19 protein-coding genes are annotated in these 18,269 nt (G+C 76.0%); 6 read left to right on the top strand and 13 right to left on the bottom strand.

From position 1 onward, the window contains the following. Positions 1-19 precede the first annotated feature (19 nt). From AB0B02_RS06145 to AB0B02_RS06120, 6 genes are read left to right on the top strand one after another with little or no spacing between them, the layout of a single operon-like run. Positions 20-1,003, top strand: coding sequence for a sugar ABC transporter permease (locus AB0B02_RS06145; protein WP_281941823.1), 984 nt, complete (start codon positions 20-22; stop codon positions 1,001-1,003). Further along, positions 1,000-1,872, top strand: coding sequence for a carbohydrate ABC transporter permease (locus AB0B02_RS06140; protein ID WP_357297237.1), 873 nt, complete (start codon positions 1,000-1,002; stop codon positions 1,870-1,872). Before AB0B02_RS06145 ends, AB0B02_RS06140 begins: the two co-directional genes overlap by 4 nt. Further along, positions 1,869-2,495, top strand: a complete 627-nt coding sequence (locus AB0B02_RS06135; RefSeq protein ID WP_281941820.1) for a hypothetical protein — start codon at positions 1,869-1,871, stop codon at positions 2,493-2,495. Before AB0B02_RS06140 ends, AB0B02_RS06135 begins: the two co-directional genes overlap by 4 nt. Beyond that, positions 2,492-3,400 carry a PmoA family protein gene (locus AB0B02_RS06130; protein WP_281941818.1) on the top strand — a complete coding sequence of 303 codons (909 nt, stop codon included), beginning with the start codon at positions 2,492-2,494 and terminating at the stop codon, positions 3,398-3,400. The genes AB0B02_RS06135 and AB0B02_RS06130 overlap by 4 nt, the downstream gene beginning before the upstream one ends. Beyond that, entirely contained in the window at positions 3,397-4,380 is a 984-nt protein-coding gene (locus tag AB0B02_RS06125) for a sugar kinase (protein WP_357297232.1), read from the top strand. The genes AB0B02_RS06130 and AB0B02_RS06125 overlap by 4 nt, the downstream gene beginning before the upstream one ends. Further along, a complete protein-coding gene (locus AB0B02_RS06120) occupies positions 4,377-4,991 on the top strand; it encodes a bifunctional 4-hydroxy-2-oxoglutarate aldolase/2-dehydro-3-deoxy-phosphogluconate aldolase (RefSeq protein WP_357297228.1) in 615 nt (204 codons plus the stop codon). Before AB0B02_RS06125 ends, AB0B02_RS06120 begins: the two co-directional genes overlap by 4 nt. Here the strand turns inward: AB0B02_RS06120 and AB0B02_RS06115 are convergent. The 13 genes from AB0B02_RS06115 to AB0B02_RS06055 all read right to left on the bottom strand — a co-directional run bounded on the left by AB0B02_RS06115 (position 4,984) and on the right by AB0B02_RS06055 (position 18,269). Continuing rightward, positions 4,984-5,748, bottom strand: a complete 765-nt coding sequence (locus AB0B02_RS06115; RefSeq protein ID WP_281941812.1) for a hypothetical protein — start codon at positions 5,746-5,748, stop codon at positions 4,984-4,986. The two genes, AB0B02_RS06120 and AB0B02_RS06115, sit on opposite strands and share 8 nt — an antisense overlap. A 27-nt stretch (positions 5,749-5,775) precedes the next feature. Next, positions 5,776-6,252: a hypothetical protein gene (locus AB0B02_RS06110; protein WP_357297225.1), complete on the bottom strand. Its 477-nt coding sequence runs from the start codon at positions 6,250-6,252 to the stop codon at positions 5,776-5,778. Then, positions 6,249-7,166, bottom strand: coding sequence for a hypothetical protein (locus AB0B02_RS06105; RefSeq protein ID WP_357297223.1), 918 nt, complete (start codon positions 7,164-7,166; stop codon positions 6,249-6,251). The genes AB0B02_RS06110 and AB0B02_RS06105 overlap by 4 nt, the downstream gene beginning before the upstream one ends. Continuing rightward, entirely contained in the window at positions 7,163-7,795 is a 633-nt protein-coding gene (locus AB0B02_RS06100) for a phage tail protein (protein ID WP_281941808.1), read from the bottom strand. Before AB0B02_RS06100 ends, AB0B02_RS06105 begins: the two co-directional genes overlap by 4 nt. After that, entirely contained in the window at positions 7,776-10,454 is a 2,679-nt protein-coding gene (locus AB0B02_RS06095; protein ID WP_357297221.1) for a putative baseplate assembly protein, read from the bottom strand. Before AB0B02_RS06095 ends, AB0B02_RS06100 begins: the two co-directional genes overlap by 20 nt. Then, complete coding sequence (locus tag AB0B02_RS06090; RefSeq protein WP_281941804.1) at positions 10,451-10,945, bottom strand: GPW/gp25 family protein; 495 nt, start codon at positions 10,943-10,945, stop codon at positions 10,451-10,453. Before AB0B02_RS06090 ends, AB0B02_RS06095 begins: the two co-directional genes overlap by 4 nt. Then, positions 10,942-11,280: a hypothetical protein gene (locus AB0B02_RS06085; RefSeq protein ID WP_281941801.1), complete on the bottom strand. Its 339-nt coding sequence runs from the start codon at positions 11,278-11,280 to the stop codon at positions 10,942-10,944. Before AB0B02_RS06085 ends, AB0B02_RS06090 begins: the two co-directional genes overlap by 4 nt. After that, complete coding sequence (locus AB0B02_RS06080; protein ID WP_357297219.1) at positions 11,280-12,851, bottom strand: phage baseplate assembly protein V; 1,572 nt, start codon at positions 12,849-12,851, stop codon at positions 11,280-11,282. The genes AB0B02_RS06085 and AB0B02_RS06080 overlap by 1 nt, the downstream gene beginning before the upstream one ends. A 91-nt stretch (positions 12,852-12,942) precedes the next feature. Further along, on the bottom strand, positions 12,943-13,704 hold the full coding sequence (locus AB0B02_RS06075; RefSeq protein WP_357297217.1) for a hypothetical protein: 762 nt from the start codon (positions 13,702-13,704) through the stop codon (positions 12,943-12,945). Positions 13,705-15,252: 1,548 nt separating this feature from the next. Beyond that, positions 15,253-15,735 (bottom strand): phage tail protein, encoded by a 483-nt coding sequence (locus AB0B02_RS06070; protein ID WP_281941795.1) that lies wholly within the window; start codon positions 15,733-15,735, stop codon positions 15,253-15,255. Between the two features lies 1 nt (position 15,736). Further along, positions 15,737-16,963, bottom strand: a complete 1,227-nt coding sequence (locus tag AB0B02_RS06065; RefSeq protein ID WP_107159804.1) for a phage tail sheath subtilisin-like domain-containing protein — start codon at positions 16,961-16,963, stop codon at positions 15,737-15,739. 17 nt (positions 16,964-16,980) lie between these two features. Continuing rightward, entirely contained in the window at positions 16,981-17,664 is a 684-nt protein-coding gene (locus AB0B02_RS06060; protein ID WP_281941790.1) for a carboxypeptidase-like regulatory domain-containing protein, read from the bottom strand. Continuing rightward, the gene (locus AB0B02_RS06055; protein WP_357297214.1) at positions 17,661-18,269 is read right to left on the bottom strand and encodes a glycine zipper family protein; all 609 of its coding nucleotides are present in this window, start codon (positions 18,267-18,269) and stop codon (positions 17,661-17,663) included. The genes AB0B02_RS06060 and AB0B02_RS06055 overlap by 4 nt, the downstream gene beginning before the upstream one ends.

The raw sequence follows: 18,269 nt of genomic DNA, 5'->3' as shown, positions 1-18,269 counted from the left end.
ACGGAAAGGAACCGGACCCGTGGCCCTCACCACGGCGCCCGGCCGGAGCCCGCGAACCGGACCGGTCGGCCCCCGCCCCACGCGGCGCGGGGCCGGCCGGGCCCGGCTCGGCGAGGGCCTGGCAGGGTACGTCTTCCTCTCGCCCTGGCTCATCGGACTGATGGGCGTCACGGCGATCCCCATGCTGCTCTCGCTCTGGCTGAGCTTCACCGACTACGACATCCTCACCCCGCTGTCCGAGGTGCGCTGGGTCGGGCTGGCCAACTACGAGCGGATGTTCACCGCCGACCCGTCGTACTGGCACGCGGTGCGCGTCACGCTGACGTTCGCGCTGGTCGCCGTGCCGCTGAAGCTCGCCGCCGCGCTCGGCGTGGCGCTGCTGCTCAACCGCACCTGGCGCGGCGTCGGGCTGTTCCGCGGCCTGTTCTACCTGCCGTCGCTGCTCGGCGGCAGCGTCGCGCTGGCCATCGTCTGGGTCAACATGTTCAACCGGGACGGCGCGTTCAACTCGTTCCTCGCGCTCTTCGGCATCGAGGGGCTGCCCTGGGTCGCCGACCCGGACTGGGCGCTCCAGACGCTGATGGTGCTGGCGATCTGGCAGTTCGGCGCGCCCATGGTGATCTTCCTGGCCGGGCTCAAGCAGGTCCCGGTCGAACTGTACGAGGCGGCGGCTGTGGACGGCGCCGGCACCTGGCGACGGTTCCGCGCGGTCACCCTGCCCATGCTCTCCCCGGTGATCTTCTTCAACCTGGTGCTGGAGACCATCCACGGCTTCCAGGGCTTCACCGCCGCGTTCGTGCTCAGCAACGGCACCGGTGGCCCGGTCGACTCCACCCTGATGTACACGCTCAAGCTCTACATCTCCGGCTTCACCGACCTGGAGATGGGCTACGCCTCGGCGATGGCCTGGGTGTTCCTGCTGGCCATCGCGCTCATCACGGCCGTGTTCTTCAGCACCGGCCGGTTCTGGGTGCACTACTCGGACGGAGGGGACGACTCATGACCGCGGTGACCGCCGTCGCCGGCCGCCGCCGCCCGCGCAACCGGCAGGCGCTGCGCCTGGTGGTGCTCGTGGCGATCGTGGCGGTGGTGCTCTACCCGCTGATCTGGATGCTCGGCACCTCGGTCAAGTCGCCGGCCGAGATCGTCAACAACATCGGCCTGCTGCCGGCGGAGTTCACCCCCGGCAACTACGCCGAGGGCTGGACGAACTTCGACGTCAGCTTCGGCCGGTTCTTCCTCAACAGCGCCATGGTCAGCCTGCTCACCGTGGTCGGCAACGCGCTGTCCTGCCTGCTGGCCGCGTACGCCCTCGGGCGGTTGCGGTTCCGGTTCCGCAAGGCGTGGTTCACCGTCATGATCGGCACCCTGCTGCTGCCCGGGCACGTGCTGATCGTGCCGCAGTACATCCTGTTCCGCAGCCTCGACCTGGTCGGCGGCGACTGGCCGTACCTGCCACTGCTCATCCCGCACTTCCTGGCCACCGAGGCGTTCTTCGTCTTCCTCATGGTGCAGTTCATGCGCGGCATCCCCCGCGAACTGGACGAGGCCGCCAAGATCGACGGCGCGTCGCCGTACGGCGTCTTCCGGCACGTGATCCTGCCGCTGAGCCGCCCCGCGCTGGTCACCACCGCGATCTTCTCGTTCATCTGGACCTGGAACGACTTCTTCCGCCAACTGGTCTTCCTGTCCACGCTGGAGGACTACACCGTCCCGGTGGCGCTGACGCTGTTCATCGACTCGACCAGCCAGAGCGCGGTCGGCCCGATGTTCGCCATGTCGGTGCTGTCGCTGCTGCCGGTGTTCCTGTTCTTCCTCGCCTTCCAGCGGATGCTGGTCGAGGGCATCAACACCAGCGGGCTGAAGGGATGAGCGCCGAGGCCCCCCGCCGGGACTGGCGGGACACCGTGGCCGAGGCGGCCGACCTGGCGCTGCTCGGGCTCGCGGTGGCGGCGGCGTCGCTGCCGGTGCTCACGCTCGCCCCGGCCGTCGCCACCGCCTCCGCCGCGCTGCACGACCGGTCCGGCACCGGGAGCTGGCCGCCGGCCCGGACCAGCCTGACCCGGTTCGGCCGCGCCGTGCCCGCCGGCACGGCGGTCAGCGCCGTCGCGCTCGCGGTCGCCGCGCTGCTCACCGTCGACATGTGGGCGCTGGCCACCGGCCGGGTCCCCGGCGGGGGGCCCGCCCTGGCGGTCACCGCCGTCGTGGTCGCGGCCCTGCTCGGGTACGCCGGCCTGGTCGCCGTCGCGGTCGGGCGCACCGGAGGCCGGGGCTGGCGCCGCGCCGCCCGCGAGGTGGCCCGCGTCTGCACCCGACACCCCGGCGGCTGGGCCGCCGCGGCCGGGATCGGCGGGCTCGCCGCGCTGCTCGCCGCGCTCGTCACCCCGGTGGCGGTGCCGATCCTCGGCGGGTACGCCCTCGCCGCGCTGCACGCGGTCGACGCCCGACGCCGGGCGCGCGCCCACTCCGCCGCGCTCGGGCCGGAGGCGTCGTGACCGCCGGTCCCGGCGAGGAGCGGCTGGTCGTGGCCGGGGTCGAGGTGGCCCGCTACCTGGTCCGCCCCGACCTCGACCCGCGCCACGGCCCCCGGCCCTACCTGCATCCGGTGCGCACCCGCGCCGGCACCCCGGTCACCGACGCGCTCCCGGCCGACCACCTCTGGCACCTCGGCGCGTCCCTCACCGTGCCGGACGTGGCCGGCGCCAACTTCTGGGGCGGCCGGACGTACGTGCGCGGCACCGGCTACACCTGGCGGGACGACCACGGCGTCATCGCCCACACCGGCTGGCGGGAGCGGGCCGCCGACCGGCTCGACCACGACCTCGACTGGCGGGACGCCGACGGCCGGACGCTGCTGCGCGAGCACCGCCGGCTCACCGCCGCGCCGGCCGGGGACGACGCCTGGTGGCTCGACCTGTCCGCCACGTTCACGTCCGCCACCGGCGCCGACGTCCACCTGGGCAGCCCGGCCACCAACGGTCGCCCCGGCGGCGCCGGCTACGGCGGCTTCTTCTGGCGGGCGGTCGCCGGCCCGGAACCCCGGGTGTGCACCGTGGACGCGGTCGGCGAGGAGGCGGTCAACGGCTCGGCCGCGCCCTGGCTGGCGCTGTCCGGCACCGCGCCCGGCGGCGCCGCGTACACGCTGGTGTTCAGCGGGCTCGGGCCGGGCGACAGGTGGTTCGTCCGCACCGCGATGTACCCGGGCGTCTGCGTCGCGTACGCGTTCGACCGCCCGGCGGTGGTCGCCGCCGACCGGCCGCGCCGCAACCGGCACCGGGTCCTCGTCGTCGACGGCCACCTGGACCGGGCCGAGGTCGCGGAACGGATGGCGGCTCCCGTGAGCGCGAGGAGTGAGCCGGGGTTGCGAGCCCCGCAGTCGCGCACAAAGGACACACCTTGACCGGCCCGGAGGTCGCCTGCGTGGGGGAGACCATGGTGGTGCTCGCGCCCGACGACGGCGGGCCGCTGGAGCACGCCGACCGGCTGGCGGTCGGCGTCGGCGGCGCGGAGTCCAACGTGGCCATGGGCCTGGCCCGGCTCGGCCACCGCGCCGCCTGGGTCAGCCGGGTCGGCGACGACCCGTTCGGCCGCCGGGTGGTTGCCGAGATCGCCGCCGCCGGGGTGGACGTCCGCACGGTCACGGTCGACCCGGCCGCCCCGACCGGGGTCTACCTCAAGGACCCCGGCCCGGCCGGCACCCGCGTGCACTACCACCGCGCCGGGTCCGCGGCGAGCCGCCTCGGCGCGTCGGACCTGGCCGACCCGCGGCTGGCCGGGGTGCGGCTGCTGCACCTGTCCGGGATCACCGCCGCGCTCTCCGACTCCTGCCGGGAGTTGCTCGCGCACGCGCTGACCGGGCGGGCGCTGCCCGGGGCCCGGACCACGTTCGACGTGAACCACCGTCCGGCGCTCTGGCCCGCCGACCGGGCCGCGCCGGCGCTGCGCGACCTGGCCGACCGCGCCGACGTGGTCCTCGTCGGGCTGGACGAGGCGGCGACGCTGTGGGGCAGCGCCGACCCGGCCGCCGTCCGCGACCTGCTGCCCGGGCCGGAGCTGGTGGTGGTCAAGGACGGGCCGGTCGGCGCGACCGCGCTGCCGCGTAGCGGGCCGGCGGTCTTCGTGCCGACGCCCCCGGTCGACGTGGTGGAGCCGGTCGGCGCCGGGGACGCGTTCGCCGCCGGCTTCCTCGCCGGGCTGCTGCGCGACCTCGACCTGTGCGCCTGCCTGCGGATGGGGCATCTCACCGCCGCGCCTGTGCTGGCCACGCCGGGCGACACCGCGCCGCCGCCCGATGCGGCCGGGATCGCCCGGGCGCTGGCGCTGACGGACCGGGAATGGGCGGCGCCGGCGAGGCGCCGCGACGAAGGGAGCGGCACATGACCGAGCACGACTTCGCCCCGCTTTTCGGCGACGGGCGGGTCATGGTGATCCTGCGCGACCTGCCGCCGGAGGAGACGGTCCGGCTCGCGGAGCTGGCCTGGGATCTCGGCATCGGCGTGGTGGAGGTCCCGATCCGTACCCCCGCGGCGGTGCCCGCGCTGAGCGCCGCGGTCACCGCCGGACGGCGCCGGGACCGGCTCGTCGGCGCCGGCACGGTCCGCACCCCGGCGCAGGTCCGCCAGGCGATGAGCGCCGGCGCGGCGTTCACCGTCGCCCCCGGCCTGGACCTGGTCGTCGCGGACACGGCGCGCGGCTACGGCATCCCGCACCTGCCCGGCGTGGCGACCCCGACCGAGGCGCAGCGGGCGCTCGACCACGGCCTGGTCTGGCTCAAGGCGTTCCCGGCGGTCAGTCTCGGCCCGGCCTGGTTCCGGGCGGTCGCCGGGCCGTTGCCGGAGGCACGCTTCGTGGCCACCGGCGGCATCGACGCCGGCAACGCGGGCGACTTCCTGGCCGCCGGCGTACGCGTGGTGGCGGTCGGCTCGGCGCTCACCGACCCGGCGCAGCTCCCGCGCCTGGCGGCGCTCGCCACCGGCGACCCGGTCAGCTGACGGTGCGCCCGGACGTCGTCGCGGTGGTCCGCACCGCCTTGACGATCGCCGGGATCGAGCCGACCAGCAGCACCAGCGCCCAGATGACCGCCACCACCGCGAAGACCACCGCGCCCAGGTCGTCGACGACACTGACCAGGATCACCGGCACCAGGCCGTGCAGGAACTGCAACACCACGGTGCACAGCAGCGTGGTCGACGCCAGCAGCACCAGCCCCTTGTTGCGCAGGAAGCGCGGCTGCGCGGCCAGCAGCAGCCCGGCCCAGACCAGCTTGAGCAGCAGCGCCAGCCCGAGCAGCACGGCCGCGTCGCCGACCGGGAAGAACCCCCACACCGCGAGGTACGCCAGCGTGCCGAACGGGACCGCCAGGAACAGCGAGACCATCACCGTCAGCTCGACGAACGCGACGACCAGCAGCACCAGCGACACCACCAGCAGCACCACCGAGAAGACCAGCGTGGCCGCGCCCTGCACCCGGCCCTGGACCCGGTCGGGCAGCACCAGGCTCAGCGCGAACAGCCCGGTGGTCCAGAGCGCCACCACGTCGATCAGCGCCAGGTAGCCGGTGCCCCGACCGGACGGCTCGGCCACCGCGCCGACGTCGCCCAGCTCGACGCCGAGCCCGCCGGCGCTGTCCCGCAGCGCGGCGCCCGCGTCCCCGCCGCCGGTCAGCGCCGCCGCGCCCAGCTCCACGCCCACCACCAGCGCCACCGCCAGCAGCGCCAGCAGCAGGAACGGCTTCCGCAGCTCACCCATGTCGCGCCTCCCCGCAGTCGGGCCCGGTCAGGACCGGGCGAGCGTGACCGTGCACCCGCCACCTCCCGGGCACCGCAGGAGCACCTCGGTCTCCCGGTCCACCGCCACCTTCGCCACCGTCGCCCCGTCCGGGCCGGGCGTGACCTCGTCGGTGACCGTGACGTCCGCGTCGCCGGGCGCGCGGGCGGTCACCTCGAACGGCGTCGCGCCGCGCAGCACCAGCGTGCGCAGCGCACCCGGGTCGGCGACGCGCAGCCGGCAGGTGGCGCCGAACGCGACCACCACCCCGTCGGCGGTGGCGGTCGGGGCGGTGGCCGGCGGCACGCACGCCACGCCCACCGTCGCCGGGTCCACCGTGCCGACGCCGCGTCCCAGCCGGGCCAGTGGTCCCGGCCCGGCGGCCGGGTCACCCGGGCCGTCGTGCCGCCCGGCCACCGCCACCACGTAGAGCACCACCAGCAGCCCGGCCAGCGCGACCACCAGCAGCTTCTGCCGACCACTCATGGTTGGCCGACGGGGGTGAACCGGATCTGGTCGACGCCGGCGAAGTAGCGGTCGGTGCCCTGGGTCCGGCTCACCACCACCAGCGTCAGCCTGTGCGTGCCCCGGGTCAGCTCCAGCGTGCCCACCTCCACGTCGTCGGTGCGCACCACGGTCGGCGTGAAGCCGAGGAACGTGTCGCCCACCTGCCGGCCGTCGACCAGCCAGATGGTGTTCGCGTAGTCGAACGAGGTGGTGCGCACGGTGGAGAACCGCCAGGCGCCGTCCGCCGGCACGTCCACCGGCACGGTCACCCGGTCACCGACCGCCCGGCCCAGGAAGAACAGTTGCGCGTCGCCGGACCACGTCACGTCGCAGCAGTTGTCCTGCGCCACCACCTCGGCCTTCGCGGCCGTGGTGGACCGGACCTCGGCGGCGGCCACCAGCGTCTCCGCCTCCACGGTCACCGCCGCCGGCCGAGGCGGCGACGGCTGCTCCGGGCGGGTCACCAGCCAGACCGCCACGCCGGTCACCACCAGCAGCAGCACCGCCGCGGCGGCCAGCCACGGCCACGGCGTACGCTTCGGCGGCGCGACCGCCCGCACGTCGTACGTCACCCGGCCGCTGGACCGGGAACTCTCCTCCGGGGCGGTGTTCGCCGAGTACGCGAACCCGGTCATGTCGTACCGCCGGGGCGGGGTGCCGGCCGGCACGGCGAGGCGGACCAGCACCGACACCGAGCCCTGGCCGGGCACCACCCGCTGCGGCTCGGTGACCGTGAACCAGGCCCGCTGGCTGCCCTCGCCGGGCGCCACGTCGAACACCACGGTGTCCGGCGCCGGGCCCGGGTTGGACACGGTGAAGGTCAACTCCCCGGCGTTGCGGGCGTCCAGGGTGAACTGTTCGGCGGCGGCGACGACGGTCCATTCGGTGGTCATGACGACTCCTCCGGCGGCTCGTGGGGCAGGGGTGGGGGCACGGGCGCCCGGCCGACCGCGCGTACCGGCCCGGGCGGGGGCGGGTCGTCGGCCGGGCCGGCGGGTGGGTCGTGGGGCGGGCCGGCCGGGGCGGCGACCACCTCGACGGTGACCGCTGCCGGTTTCTCCGCCTCGACGATCCGGCCGATCAGCGCCAGCCGGTCCGCGGCGGCCGCCGGCACGCGCACCACCAGGTGGAACGGCCGGTCGGCCGGTTCGTCCAGCACGAACCCGGTCACCCCGGTGGCCAGCTCCAGCGCGGTGCGCATCCCGTACGGGGTGCCGCGCCAGCGGGCCAGCAGCGCGCCGTGCGCGACCAGGTCCCGCAGCCGGCCCAGCGGCAGCGGCGGCGGCGCGTCGGCGCGCGGCGCGGCGACCACGTGGTCCATCGCCACCCAGCGGGTCAGGTACGCCACGAACCCGTCCGGTGTCCGGTACGGCCCGAACAACGCGTCGACGTCGGCGAGCACCGCCTCGTCCGGTTCGTGCAGCGCCTCCATCACGTCCAGCAGCGCGCCCAGCACGCTGCCCGGGCCGGCGGCCCGCTGGTACGCGGCCGGCAGCAGCCGCTCAATCGCGGTTCGGCGCATCCTGCCGCACCACCTCGATGTCGTGCTCGCCGGAGCAGAGCAGCCAGGTGCCGGGGACGGTGACCACGTCGGCGGTGGCCTGGTTGGCGCTGGCCGTCCAGTCCTCGCCGTCACCGCTGCGGTACACGCCGCGCTCGCCGCCGGCCAGCACCAGCCGCCCGGCGCCGGACGGGTCGGCCGGCGCGGTGGCGGCGATGGCGTCGACAGGCGAGAACCGGGTCCGGTCCCGCAGCGGCAGCCCGCAGTTGACCATCACCGGCCGCCACTGCGGCTGCCCGGCCAGGGTGTCCAGCCGGACCACGCCGCCGCTCTGCGTGGCCGCCAGCGCCAGCGGCCCGCTGAACGCCAGGTCCCGGCAGGTGCCGCCGATCCAGCCGGCGGCCATCGACTGCCACTGCACGTCGGACTCGAACAGCCGGGTGCGGTGCGCGCCCTGGCCGGGTTTCTTCGGGTCCGGCTCGCCCGCGCCGCACCACAGCAGCGTGGCCGGGCCGTCGTACTGCACCGCGAGGACCCGGTTGTCCACGTTGGCCAGGCCGACGTGGCTGAACGTGCCGGGGCGGCCGGCCGCGACGGACAGGTAGACGCCGAAGCCGGCCTGCGCGGCGACCGCCACGCCGGGCGCGCCGCGCTCGGAGACGAACGACCGCACCGCGTAGAACCCGCGGTCGGCGTCGGCCGGGTCGACCAGGATCTGCAACGGCACCGCGCCGGGCAGCAGCGGCACCTCGTACAGGCCGGCGTCGGTGGCCAGCAGCAGCGCGCCGGTGCCGTCCCGGTCGATCCAGGCCAGGTCCCGCACGCCGGAGTCGAGGTCGGTGAGCAGCGTCCATGTCTCGCCCAGGTCGGTGCTCAGCCGCACCCGGGAGCCGCCGGCGTCGCGGGCGGTCACCACGGCCACCGAACCGGCCCGGGGCACCACGCCGGGGCGGGTCGGGGCGGGCGCGGGCGCCACCCGGACCACCGTCTCGTCGTCGAACCGGCCGGCCGGCTCCCAGCCCGCGCCCGCGTCGGTCGAGCGGAACAGCACCGGCCCGCGCCCGGCGTACCAGGTGTCCGGCTGGTACTGGTCCACCGCGACGGTCCGCACCTGCGCGTCCGGCGCCTCGTCGACCACGAACCGCACCGACTCGACGTACCGCACGCCCGGCTCGGCGTGCTCCAGCATCCGGTAGACGTTCGACGCGCGCAGCGGCTCGCCGAACGCCCAGCCGGTCGGGTTGAGCGTCGTGGGCAGCGGGCTGAGCGTCTGGTGCAGCCGGTCGTGGATGCGCCGGCGGACCGCGTCCACGTCCTCCTCGCGGCGCACCACCACCCGGGCCCGGACCGAGACCGCCTTGTAGCGGGCCCAGCCGGCCCGCACCGCCGTGCCCAGCGCGCGGCGGCGTTCCAGGTCGGCCTCGACCCGGCGGCGCGCCTCCTCGACCTCGTGCTCGCGCAGCACCGCCACCGGCAGCCGGCCGCCGGGGCGGGCCGCCTCCGGCACGTACGGCACCAGCACCACCTCCACCTCGCCCGGCCGGGCGAAGCTGTAGACGGCGGCCCGGGTGAACGCCCGCGCCCGCGCCACCGCGCCGGAGCCGGTGGCGAGGACCTCGAAGTCGCGGGCGGTGACCGCGCGCTGCTGGGCGAAGAACTCGTACGGCCCGCGGGCCAGCACCGACTCCAGCGACTCCAGTTCCCGGCCGCCGGTGGCCGGCAGCGGGTTCGCCACCCGCAACCCCGGCAGCGGGTCGCGCAGGCTGGTCAGCACGCCGGCGGCCACGTTCCCGGCCGGCCCGCCGCCGCACCGGTACCAGAGCCGCACCTGCCGCCCGGCCGGCGGCACCGCCGCCACCGTGGTCACCCCGGCTGTCCCCTCGTCGGCCGGGGCGCTCCCGGTGCCGCGCCCGGCGTCCGGCCCGCTCCCGGCGTCCTGCCCGCTCCCGGCGCCGGTGGCCGGGCGCAGGTCCAGCGCGGGCGCGAACGTGACCACCCCGGAGGCGCGGTCGACCAGGTAGACCCTGGCCTGCGGGCCGACGCCGGCGAAGCTGTCCACCGGCCGCCAGATCTCGTACGTGCGTCCCTCGTGCTCGCGGGCCGCGGCGCCCAGCTCCACCGAGCCGGCCGGCACCTCCACGCCGAGCAGTAGGTCCAGCGCCTCGGTGGTGCGGGTCAGCGGCGCGCGGGCGGCCCGGAACGTCTGGCCGGGCTGGCCGGTGCCGGTGCCCAGCAGCTCCGCGTCGACCGGCTCGCAGTGGTGCACGCGCACCGTCGTCTCGGTCTCGCCGGCGGGCAGCAGGGCCGGTTCGGTGGTCACGAAGACGACCGGCCGGGGGTCGGCGCCGCGGGCCGCGGCGATCCGGGTGCCGGCCGGCACCCGCACCGGGCCGCGGTCGGGGCCGGTGCGGGTCAGGCGCACGTCCGCCCAGGCCGCCGCCGGCGGGTGCCGGGTCGCGCCGAGCAGGTTCAGGAACGCCACGTACGCCTTCTCCGGCAACTGGTTCAGCCGGTAGATCATCACCTCGGTCAGGTAGGCGAACGCCTCCAGCAACGCCATCCCCGGGTCGTGCGCGGACAGGTCCGTCCAGTCCGGGCAGGAGCGGCGGATCCGTTCCCGGGCCTCGGTGACCAGGTCGAGGAAGGCGCGGTCGTCCAGGTGCGGCACCGGCAGCGTCATGGCGTGGCCTCCTCACCGGGCCGGCCGGCGGAGCTGCCGCCGGGCCGGTCGCCCGGGTCGTCGCCCGGGTCGTCGGGCTCGTCGTCGGGCGGCAGCAGGTCGACGGAGAAGACGAGCTGGCCGGGGGAGAGGCTGGCCCGCACCCGGTAGTCCAGCCGGATCACCAGGCGCCACGGGTCGTCCGGGTCCGGGCCGGCGTCCACGTCGAGCACCTCCACCCGCGGCTCCCAGCGCCGGATCGCCTGCCGCACATAGTGGATGGCCAGCCCGGCGGTGGTGTCGTCGTTCGGCGCGAAGACCAACCGGTGCAGCCGCGACCCGTACCCGGGACGCATCAACCGCTCGCCCGGCGTGGTGGACAGCAGCAGGCACAGCGCCTGGCGTACCGTCTCGTCGCCCTCGGTCATGGCGAGCCCGCCGGCCGCGGTCAACGCCAGGCCGCCGGCGCGGCCGGCGTCGAAGCCGGCGCCGACGAAGCGGAAGGCCCTCATCGGTCCGCCCCCAGGAACATCTGCCGCGGGTCGCGGACCTGGTGGTGCACGGTGCCCGGCGGCGTGCCGTCGGTGAGGCCGTCCAGGTGCGACAGCACCACCGGCTGCCGGTCCACCCGCACCCAGGCGCTGTAGCCGACCGTCACGGTCATCGTGTGCAGGCAGGGTTTGACCGTCGGGCCGTAGTTCGGGCAGGCGGTGACGTCACGTCCCACCGGGTCGGGCCGCACCAGCGCCGGCACGCCCCGCACGGTGACCCAGTGCTGCGACGGGCGGTTCGTCACCCGACCGTCGTGGCCGCAGGTGATCAACGAGTCGCGGTGGATCCAGCGCATCAGCCACCTCCGGAGGAACGGGCGAGCGTACGGGCCTGGGCGGCGGCGGTCTGCGCGTCCTCGGCCGCCGGGGCGTGCAGGAAGTCGACGGTCTTCGCGCGCACCACCATGGCCCGACCGGGCGCGGAGAGCACCAGGTCACCGGCGGCGTGCACGGTGGTCAGTTCGGGACGCAGCTCGACGAAGCTGCCCGCGTCGGTGGCCAGCCGCAGCGTGCGCCCGTCGTCGTCGATCACGATGGACTGGCCGGTGCCGGTCCGCATCGACCAGCGGCGGGACCGGCCGGAGACGATCCCCGCGTCGTACGGCTCGACGGCGCCGAACAGCGAGCCGAGCACCACGCCCGAGGTCGGCTCGCCGCCGGGCAACGCCACCAGCACGGTGTCCTCCGGGTCGGGCAGCGCGACGATCCCCTTGCCCCGGCCCGCCCCCGGACACAGCACGGCGAGCCAGCCGGCGTCCAGGTCCCCGTACGCCGGCAGCGTCACCCGGGCCCGGCCCAGCCCGTCCGGGTCGTCGACGGCGGTGACCGTGCCGAGCGTGACGGTCGCCGCCGGCGGCGCCGCGACCGGCGGCGGCTCGGGCGGGACGGTGGAGAACCGGGTCAGGTGGCCGTCCGCGTCCACCGTGTGCACCACCTCGGTCAGCACGTACACGCCGGCCACCGGCTCCGGGACGCCGGCCAGCGCGATCCGCCGGCCCGGTCGCAACGCCGGGTCGCCCTCGGCCGTGCCCTCGACCGTGACCAGCGCGGCGACCCGCGCGTCCAGCCCGGCCTGGGCCAGCGCGGCCAGCTCGTCGTCGCTGCGCCCCGGCTGGTCCACCGCGGTACGCACCCCGTCCGCGCCGACGTCGCCCGGCTCCGGGCGCAGCGGGATCCGCCGCCCGCTGCGCGCCTCGCCGGCCCGCTGCCCGAGCGGCTCGGCGCGCTGCGGGTGCCAGCCCAGCGCCGCGCACTCCGCCCCGGCCCGGTCCAGGTTCTCGACGATCCGCAGCGCGTGCACGGTCCCGCCGAGCGTCAACGGCACCGGCTCGCCGTGCCCGTCGAGGGTGAGCAGCCGCAGCCGGTCCCCGTCCACGCCCAGGTGCAGCCCGGCCCGGCCGGCCACCTCGCACAGCAGCTCCAGGTCGGTGTGCCGGTGCTGGAGCAGCCGGTCCAGGCGCGGCCCGTCGACCTCGGCGACCACCGTCAGCCCCAGCCCGGCGCACAGCTCCCCGGCCAGCTCGGCGGCCGTCACCGACTCGAACACCCGTAGCTCCTGCCGCTTGCGCAGCCGGTGCAGCGGGTCGTACGCCCGGATCCGCAGCAGCGCGGCGCCGTCGCCCGCGTACTCCACCTCGACGGCGGTCACCTCGCCGGTGAACAACGCGTCCGGGTGCCCGTCGAGGCGGACGTCGAGCGCCGCGCCGGGGCGTACCGGTGGGTCGAGGGCACCCGGGCCGGGCGCGGTGGCCAGCGCCAGCTCGCACTGCGTCGGCCGGTCCAGCCGGGCGGCGACCCGGACCCCGCGCAGCCGCGTCGGGTCGGCCAGCGGCCGGCCGTCCACGCGGACCGCCGCCGCCCGGTTCACCGCACGTCTCCGGTCGTCGCGTGGTGCGCCCCCGGCAGGCGGCCGGCGGGGTGGCCGCCGCGCGCCACCGGCGCGGGCGGGTCGGATGCGGTCACGGCGTACCTCCCGTCGTGGTGGTGGCGTCGAGCGGAGGCGTGGCGAGGACGGACGCCGGCACCGCCAGCGCGGTGCCGGCCGGAACCGTGAGCGGGTCGGCGATCCGGTTGTGTTCGGCGAGCAGCCGCCAGCGCAGCGGGGAACCCAACGCGTCGTGGGCGAGCAGGTCGAAGCGCACACCCGACCAGCCCGGCTCGGCCGCGCCGTCCGCGGCGGCCACCACCGCCGAGCCGGGCGTCACGGTCGGGGTGCTCGCCGCGGCCAGCTCCGCCTCGAAGCCGGCCTGGGCCGCCTCGGCGCTCTCCGCCACCCGGACCAGCCGTAGCCGCAGCCAGGAACGCCGGGGCGTGCCGGTGAGCGTGAACGCGTCGAAGCGTTCCGCGATCGCCGCGATCACGCCCGGCACGTTCCAGGTCTTGCCCCAGACCAGCCGGACCAGCGGCGGACGCGGCCAGCCGTGCTCGACGGCCGAGTTCTCGGCGAGCATCCACAGCGGACGGGTCAGCGCGCGGACATCGTCGGGGCGGGCCGGGGACTCCACGAAGTCGATGTCGAAGAGCAGGTCCAGCACCAGTTCGGTGCGCCCGCCGCCGGTGAAGACCAACGGGTCGTCGGCGAGGCCGGCGCCGGTGAGCGACCCGTCCGGTCCGCCGCGCGGGCGTATCCCGGCCAGCCGGGTGACCTGCACGGTCTCCGGATTGAGCAGGCAGTCGACCCGGGTGCCCGACTCGTCCACGAGGAAGGCGACGCGTTCCATCAGCCACCCGCCTGTTCCCGGTCCAGCAGGGCGTCCCGGAACCGGGCGCCCCGCGCGGCCGACGCCCGGGGCGACGGCTCGTCCGGCAGCGCCGGCCACGGGTCCCGGTGCGCCGTGCCCGGCTCGGTCGTCCCGTTCGCGCCCGTCGGTTGTCCCGCTCCGAACGGTCGCCCCGCGCCGCAGGCCCGACCCGTGCCGGTCTCATCGGGCAGGGCCGGCCACGGTTCGACCGGACGATGCCGGCCTCCGTCGTGCTCCGTCGACGCCGACGGGAGTGGTCGCCGCCACGACGGCGGCACCGCAAACCCGCCGCTTTGCACCCGGTCGGGTCCGTCGTGTCCGGCCCGTTCGGGCCCGGCCCGGTCAGGCCCGTCGACCGATCCCCGTGGCGCGGGTCCGAACGAGAGCGGAAGCACGGACTCCCGGACCGACCACCCGTCCGCCCCGGCGCGCGTCGGCCCGGCGGTGGCGTCGGCCCGGCGCCCGTCCCGGCCGCCACGACGGGAGTCGGCCGCCGCGTGTCGGCCCGGCGTCCCCGCCCGGTCCGGTCCGGCTCCACCGGGTACGTCCACCCGGTCCGCGCCCTGGTCGGGCCGTCGGGTGTCGCTCGGCGATCGGGTGTCGCCTGGCCGTCCGGTGTCGGCCGGCCACCCCGTGTCGGCCGGTTCCGCGGGATCGTTCCGCCTCGGTGTGCCGTGGTGCCTCGTGGCGCCGCCAGCGGATGCCGCGGAGACTCCGGAAGCCGCTGCGTCAGGCGCCGGTGATCCGGCAGCCGGTGATCCGGCGGTCGGTGATCCGGCGGTCGGTGATCCGGTAGAGCGGGAGCCGGCATTGGTCCGAGGGCCGGGGGACATCGCCCCGGATGCTGCCCCCGTCGGGTCGGCCCAGGCCGGCGGCATGCCCCGGCCTACCGGTGCCGTGCCGCCCGGATCCCATCCTGTCGGCACCCGGGTCGGTCCGGCACCCGCCTCCCTCGGACCCGGGCGCCACTCCGAGTCGATCCACGCCGCCCCGCCGTCCAGGTCGGAGCCGGTCACCGCCGCCGCATCCGGCCCGCCGGGCCGCCCCCCTCCACCGCCCTCCTCGCTACCACTGGACGGGACACTCGTCCCAACGCTCGGGCGCTGGTGAAGATCTTGGTAGGAAGCGGCCCCTTGGGGGGCCCTTTCGTACCAAGATCTCGGCGAGCCGAGCCGCCGGGCCACGCCGACGCCATCGGTCGGGTGCGCTCTCCACCCACGCCACAGCCGTCCCACCCGGCCCCGTCCCGCCCCGGCCCGCGCGGAACGCCCGGTGATCAAGGAGTTCGTGTCGGCGACGGGGTCAGAGCCGACGCCCACTCCTTGGTCATCGCCGACGGGCGCGGGGTGGGGGAGGTCCCGGAGGAGGCCGGGGGCGTGGGCGGCCACCAGGCGGAGCCAGTGTTCGGGAGGTTCGCCGGGGCGACGCGGCGGCAGGGCCGCCGACGGCACGCCGGGAGGCCGGTGGGCGTCGGGTGACGGGCCCGTCAGACGGTCGGCGGTGGCCCGCAACGCGCGGGCCAGCCGGTCACGCGGTCGCCGGGGCGGTCGCACTGCCGGACTCCAGCTCCAGCCCCTCGTACGCCAGGGTCAGCGCCTCGATGGCGATCTCCTGGGAGAGGGTGTTCAGGTGGGCGCCCCGCCACCGGGTCGGCCAGGCGTTGATCATGTTCCAGCGCAGCACCTCGGCGGTGCCGGCCGGGTCGAGCAGCACCACCGAGACGTTGCGCCGGTTGACCGTGCCCTTCGCCGCCGCGTTCACCCAGTCCCACAGCTCCCGGGCGTTGGTCAGGCCGAAGTGGAGCGTCACCGGCGCGTACTCGACCTGCCCGGGCACGGCACGGATGCGCTCGTTGCCGGCCTCCCGGTACGCCAGCGACGGTATCGCCACCTCGAAGCCGCTGACCTCGGTGAAGTGCCCGTTGGTGATGCCGTTGATGAGCAGCTTGAAGTGGTACGCCCGGTACGGGTCGACGGGCGCGCCCGGCTGCGGGGTGGCCGTGGTCGGCATGTCAGCCTCCGATCGTCTCGGTCTCGGTGCCGCCGGCCCACTGGCTCAGCTTGAACACCACGAACTCCGCGGGCTTGACCACCGCGATGCCGATGTGCGCCACCACCATCCCGGCGTCGCGCACGTCGGCCGGGTTGGTCTCCTCGTCGCACTTGACGAAGAACGCCTCCTCGGGCGTACGGCCGAGCAGCGCGCCGTCACGCCACACCCGGGTCAGGAACGCGCCGATGTCGCGCCGGATCGAGCGCCACAGCGTGAAGTCGTTCGGCTCGAACACCATCCACCGGGTGCCGTTGGCGATGGCCTGCTCGATGGAGATGGCGAGGCGCCGTACGTTGAGGTAGCGCCACTCGCTGGCCTCGGCGGCGAGCGTCCGGGCGCCCCAGAGCCGGATGCCCTCGCCGGCGAAGAACCGGATCACGTTGACGCCCTTGGGATTGAGCACGTCGTGCTCCGGCCGGGTGACCCGGTACGCCAGGTCGACCGCGCCGCGTACCGGCTCGTTGGCCGGCGCCTTGTGCACGCCTCGCAGCGCGTCGGTGCGGGCCCAGATGCCGGCCACGTGCCCGCTCGGCGGGGTGAGCACCAGGTCGCCGCCGAGCGGGTCGCGGACCCGGATCCAGGGGAAGTAGAAGGTGGCGAAGTCGGACTGCCGGGGCCGGTCGCCGCCGGTGCCGGGCGCGTCGTCGTCGCTGTCCTTCGGCGTACCCTCGGCGGGTTTGCCGGTGGTGGGCTTGCCGGGTGTGGCGACCCGGGTGAGCCGGGAGACGTCGGTGACCTCGGGCGGCGGGTCGCAGATCGCCACCATGGTGCGCAGCCGCTCGGCGGTGCTGATCAGCGCCTCGTGCGACACCGGGTCGTGGTAGCCGGGCGCGGCCAGGATGGCGATCTCGTCGATCGCCTCCAGCAGTTGCAGGCCCCCGCGCCGCCCACCGGTGCCGGTGAGTTGGCCGCCCTCGCCGACGTTGACCACCCAGCACCGGGTGCCGCCGTTGTCGAGGAAGCCGAAGACGGCCCGGGCCAGCGGGGTGCTCTCCAGGTGCTCGCCGTCGGCGTAGAGACGCAGGAACTCGGTCCAGCTGTTGACCGCCATCGGCCGGTCGACGTGGGCGGTGCGGTCCGGCGCGACCCCGACGAAGGCGGCCGTGCTGGTGCCGACCGGGCCGATGGGGCGGGCCCCGGAGGGCACCTCCTCGACGTAGATGCCGGGGGAGAAGTAGGTGGGCATCGGTCCTCCTCGGGAAGTCAGTCGGGGGCGGGCACGACGATCAGGTCGTCGGCGGCCGGGTCGAGCTCGGCGGTGTGCACGCGCCCCCGACCGACCAGCCGGATCCGTACCGGACGGTCCGGGGCGTCGGGGTCGTGCGGCACGCCGACCAGCCGGAACCGGCCGGTGGCGTCGGTCTCGGTGGCCTGCGCGGTGCCGACCAGCTCCACCCGCATCGCGGCGAGCGGCTGGTCCTGCGGCCCGACCACCCGGCCGTCGAGCGTGCGCATGCCGAGCTGCCGTAGCCGCAGCGGCTGGCGCACCGGCGGCGCGGTCGGCGCCGGCCGGTCGATCCGGGCCGGCACGTCGAGCAGCAGCGCCGGCCGGGGCGGCACGCCGAACGCCCGCCACAGCGCCGGGTCGCCGGCGGCCAGCACCAGCTCCGCCCGGCCGCCCCCGCTCGTGGCGGCGGCGAGCACCCGGTCCAGCGCCGGCACCGCCGCCGGCCCGCCGCCGCTGACCAGCAGCCGGACCACGAAGCGGTACGGCTCACGCGCCGCGCCACCGGCCGCGGTCTGCCGGGCCGGCCGCAGCTCCAGCGGCCAGACCGTGAGCCCGCCGGTCGGGTCGTCGCGGGGCGGGCCGACCGGGACGGGCTCACCCGCCGTCCCGGTCAGCCAGGCCGCGACGTCCGCGACGGCCGCCTCGATGGCGCCGGTCATCGCGGCGGCGTCCCCTGGATCCGGTACGCGATGGCCTCGTTCCAGACGTGCGGGTAGACGCCGATCTCGAAGTAGCGGGTGAACCTGTTGATCGGCGCGTTGGTGTGGTCGTGCCAGAGCAGCCACACCGGGGCGACGGTGAACAGCACGTAGTTGAGCGCGACCAGCGGCAGGTAGAACGGGCCGAGCAGCCGGGCCTGGAACACGTGCACGTCCTCGTGCCGTTGGATGCCGGGGCTGGACCCGGCGCAGACCGTGCCGATGGTGGTGGCGTACCGGGGTGAGACGCCCTCGACCACGTTGACCCGGCCGCTGCCGGCCGAGACGACCCGGTCGAGCTGGTGGCCGACGACCAGGTGCAGGGCCAGGTAGAGCGCGCCGGCGAACGTGTTGAGCAGGCTCCACGTGTGGTCGACCACGAAGCGGAGGATGCCCTTCGCGTCGGCGCCGTAGGTGCCGGCCGAGGCGGTCGCCCAGCCGAAGGGCGCGCCGACGAGCAGCCCGACGACGGCGCCGACCAGCAGGCCGACGGTGCCGGCGGCGGCCTGCCCGAGCACCGCGCCGAAGACGATCTGCGCGGCGGCGCTGAGAATGCCGAAGACCAT

The organism is Micromonospora sp. NPDC049240 (genome assembly GCF_040647835.1).
In the GTDB taxonomy this organism is placed as follows: Bacteria; Actinomycetota; Actinomycetes; order Mycobacteriales; family Micromonosporaceae; genus Micromonospora.
Note: the sequence above shows the minus strand (reverse complement) of the source record. Positions and strands in the feature narration are given on the sequence as shown.

Bases quoted from the DNA above. Each gene is read 5' to 3' on its own strand.
- AB0B02_RS06105 (WP_357297223.1), bottom strand. From the start codon at position 7,166: ATGACCACCGAATGGACCGTCGTCGCCGCCGCCGAACAGTTCACCCTG.
- AB0B02_RS06060 (WP_281941790.1), bottom strand. From the start codon at position 17,664: ATGACCGGCGCCATCGAGGCGGCCGTCGCGGACGTCGCGGCCTGGCTG.
- AB0B02_RS06090 (WP_281941804.1), bottom strand. From the start codon at position 10,945: ATGAGGGCCTTCCGCTTCGTCGGCGCCGGCTTCGACGCCGGCCGCGCC.
- AB0B02_RS06095 (WP_357297221.1), bottom strand. From the start codon at position 10,454: ATGACGCTGCCGGTGCCGCACCTGGACGACCGCGCCTTCCTCGACCTG.
- AB0B02_RS06070 (WP_281941795.1), bottom strand. From the start codon at position 15,735: ATGCCGACCACGGCCACCCCGCAGCCGGGCGCGCCCGTCGACCCGTAC.
- AB0B02_RS06085 (WP_281941801.1), bottom strand. From the start codon at position 11,280: ATGCGCTGGATCCACCGCGACTCGTTGATCACCTGCGGCCACGACGGT.
- AB0B02_RS06065 (WP_107159804.1), bottom strand. From the start codon at position 16,963: ATGCCCACCTACTTCTCCCCCGGCATCTACGTCGAGGAGGTGCCCTCC.
- AB0B02_RS06110 (WP_357297225.1), bottom strand. From the start codon at position 6,252: ATGAGTGGTCGGCAGAAGCTGCTGGTGGTCGCGCTGGCCGGGCTGCTG.
- AB0B02_RS06115 (WP_281941812.1), bottom strand. From the start codon at position 5,748: ATGGGTGAGCTGCGGAAGCCGTTCCTGCTGCTGGCGCTGCTGGCGGTG.
- AB0B02_RS06100 (WP_281941808.1), bottom strand. From the start codon at position 7,795: ATGCGCCGAACCGCGATTGAGCGGCTGCTGCCGGCCGCGTACCAGCGG.
- AB0B02_RS06135 (WP_281941820.1), top strand. From the start codon at position 1,869: ATGAGCGCCGAGGCCCCCCGCCGGGACTGGCGGGACACCGTGGCCGAG.
- AB0B02_RS06055 (WP_357297214.1), bottom strand. From the start codon at position 18,269: ATGGTCTTCGGCATTCTCAGCGCCGCCGCGCAGATCGTCTTCGGCGCG.
- AB0B02_RS06120 (WP_357297228.1), top strand. From the start codon at position 4,377: ATGACCGAGCACGACTTCGCCCCGCTTTTCGGCGACGGGCGGGTCATG.
- AB0B02_RS06140 (WP_357297237.1), top strand. From the start codon at position 1,000: ATGACCGCGGTGACCGCCGTCGCCGGCCGCCGCCGCCCGCGCAACCGG.
- AB0B02_RS06075 (WP_357297217.1), bottom strand. From the start codon at position 13,704: ATGGAACGCGTCGCCTTCCTCGTGGACGAGTCGGGCACCCGGGTCGAC.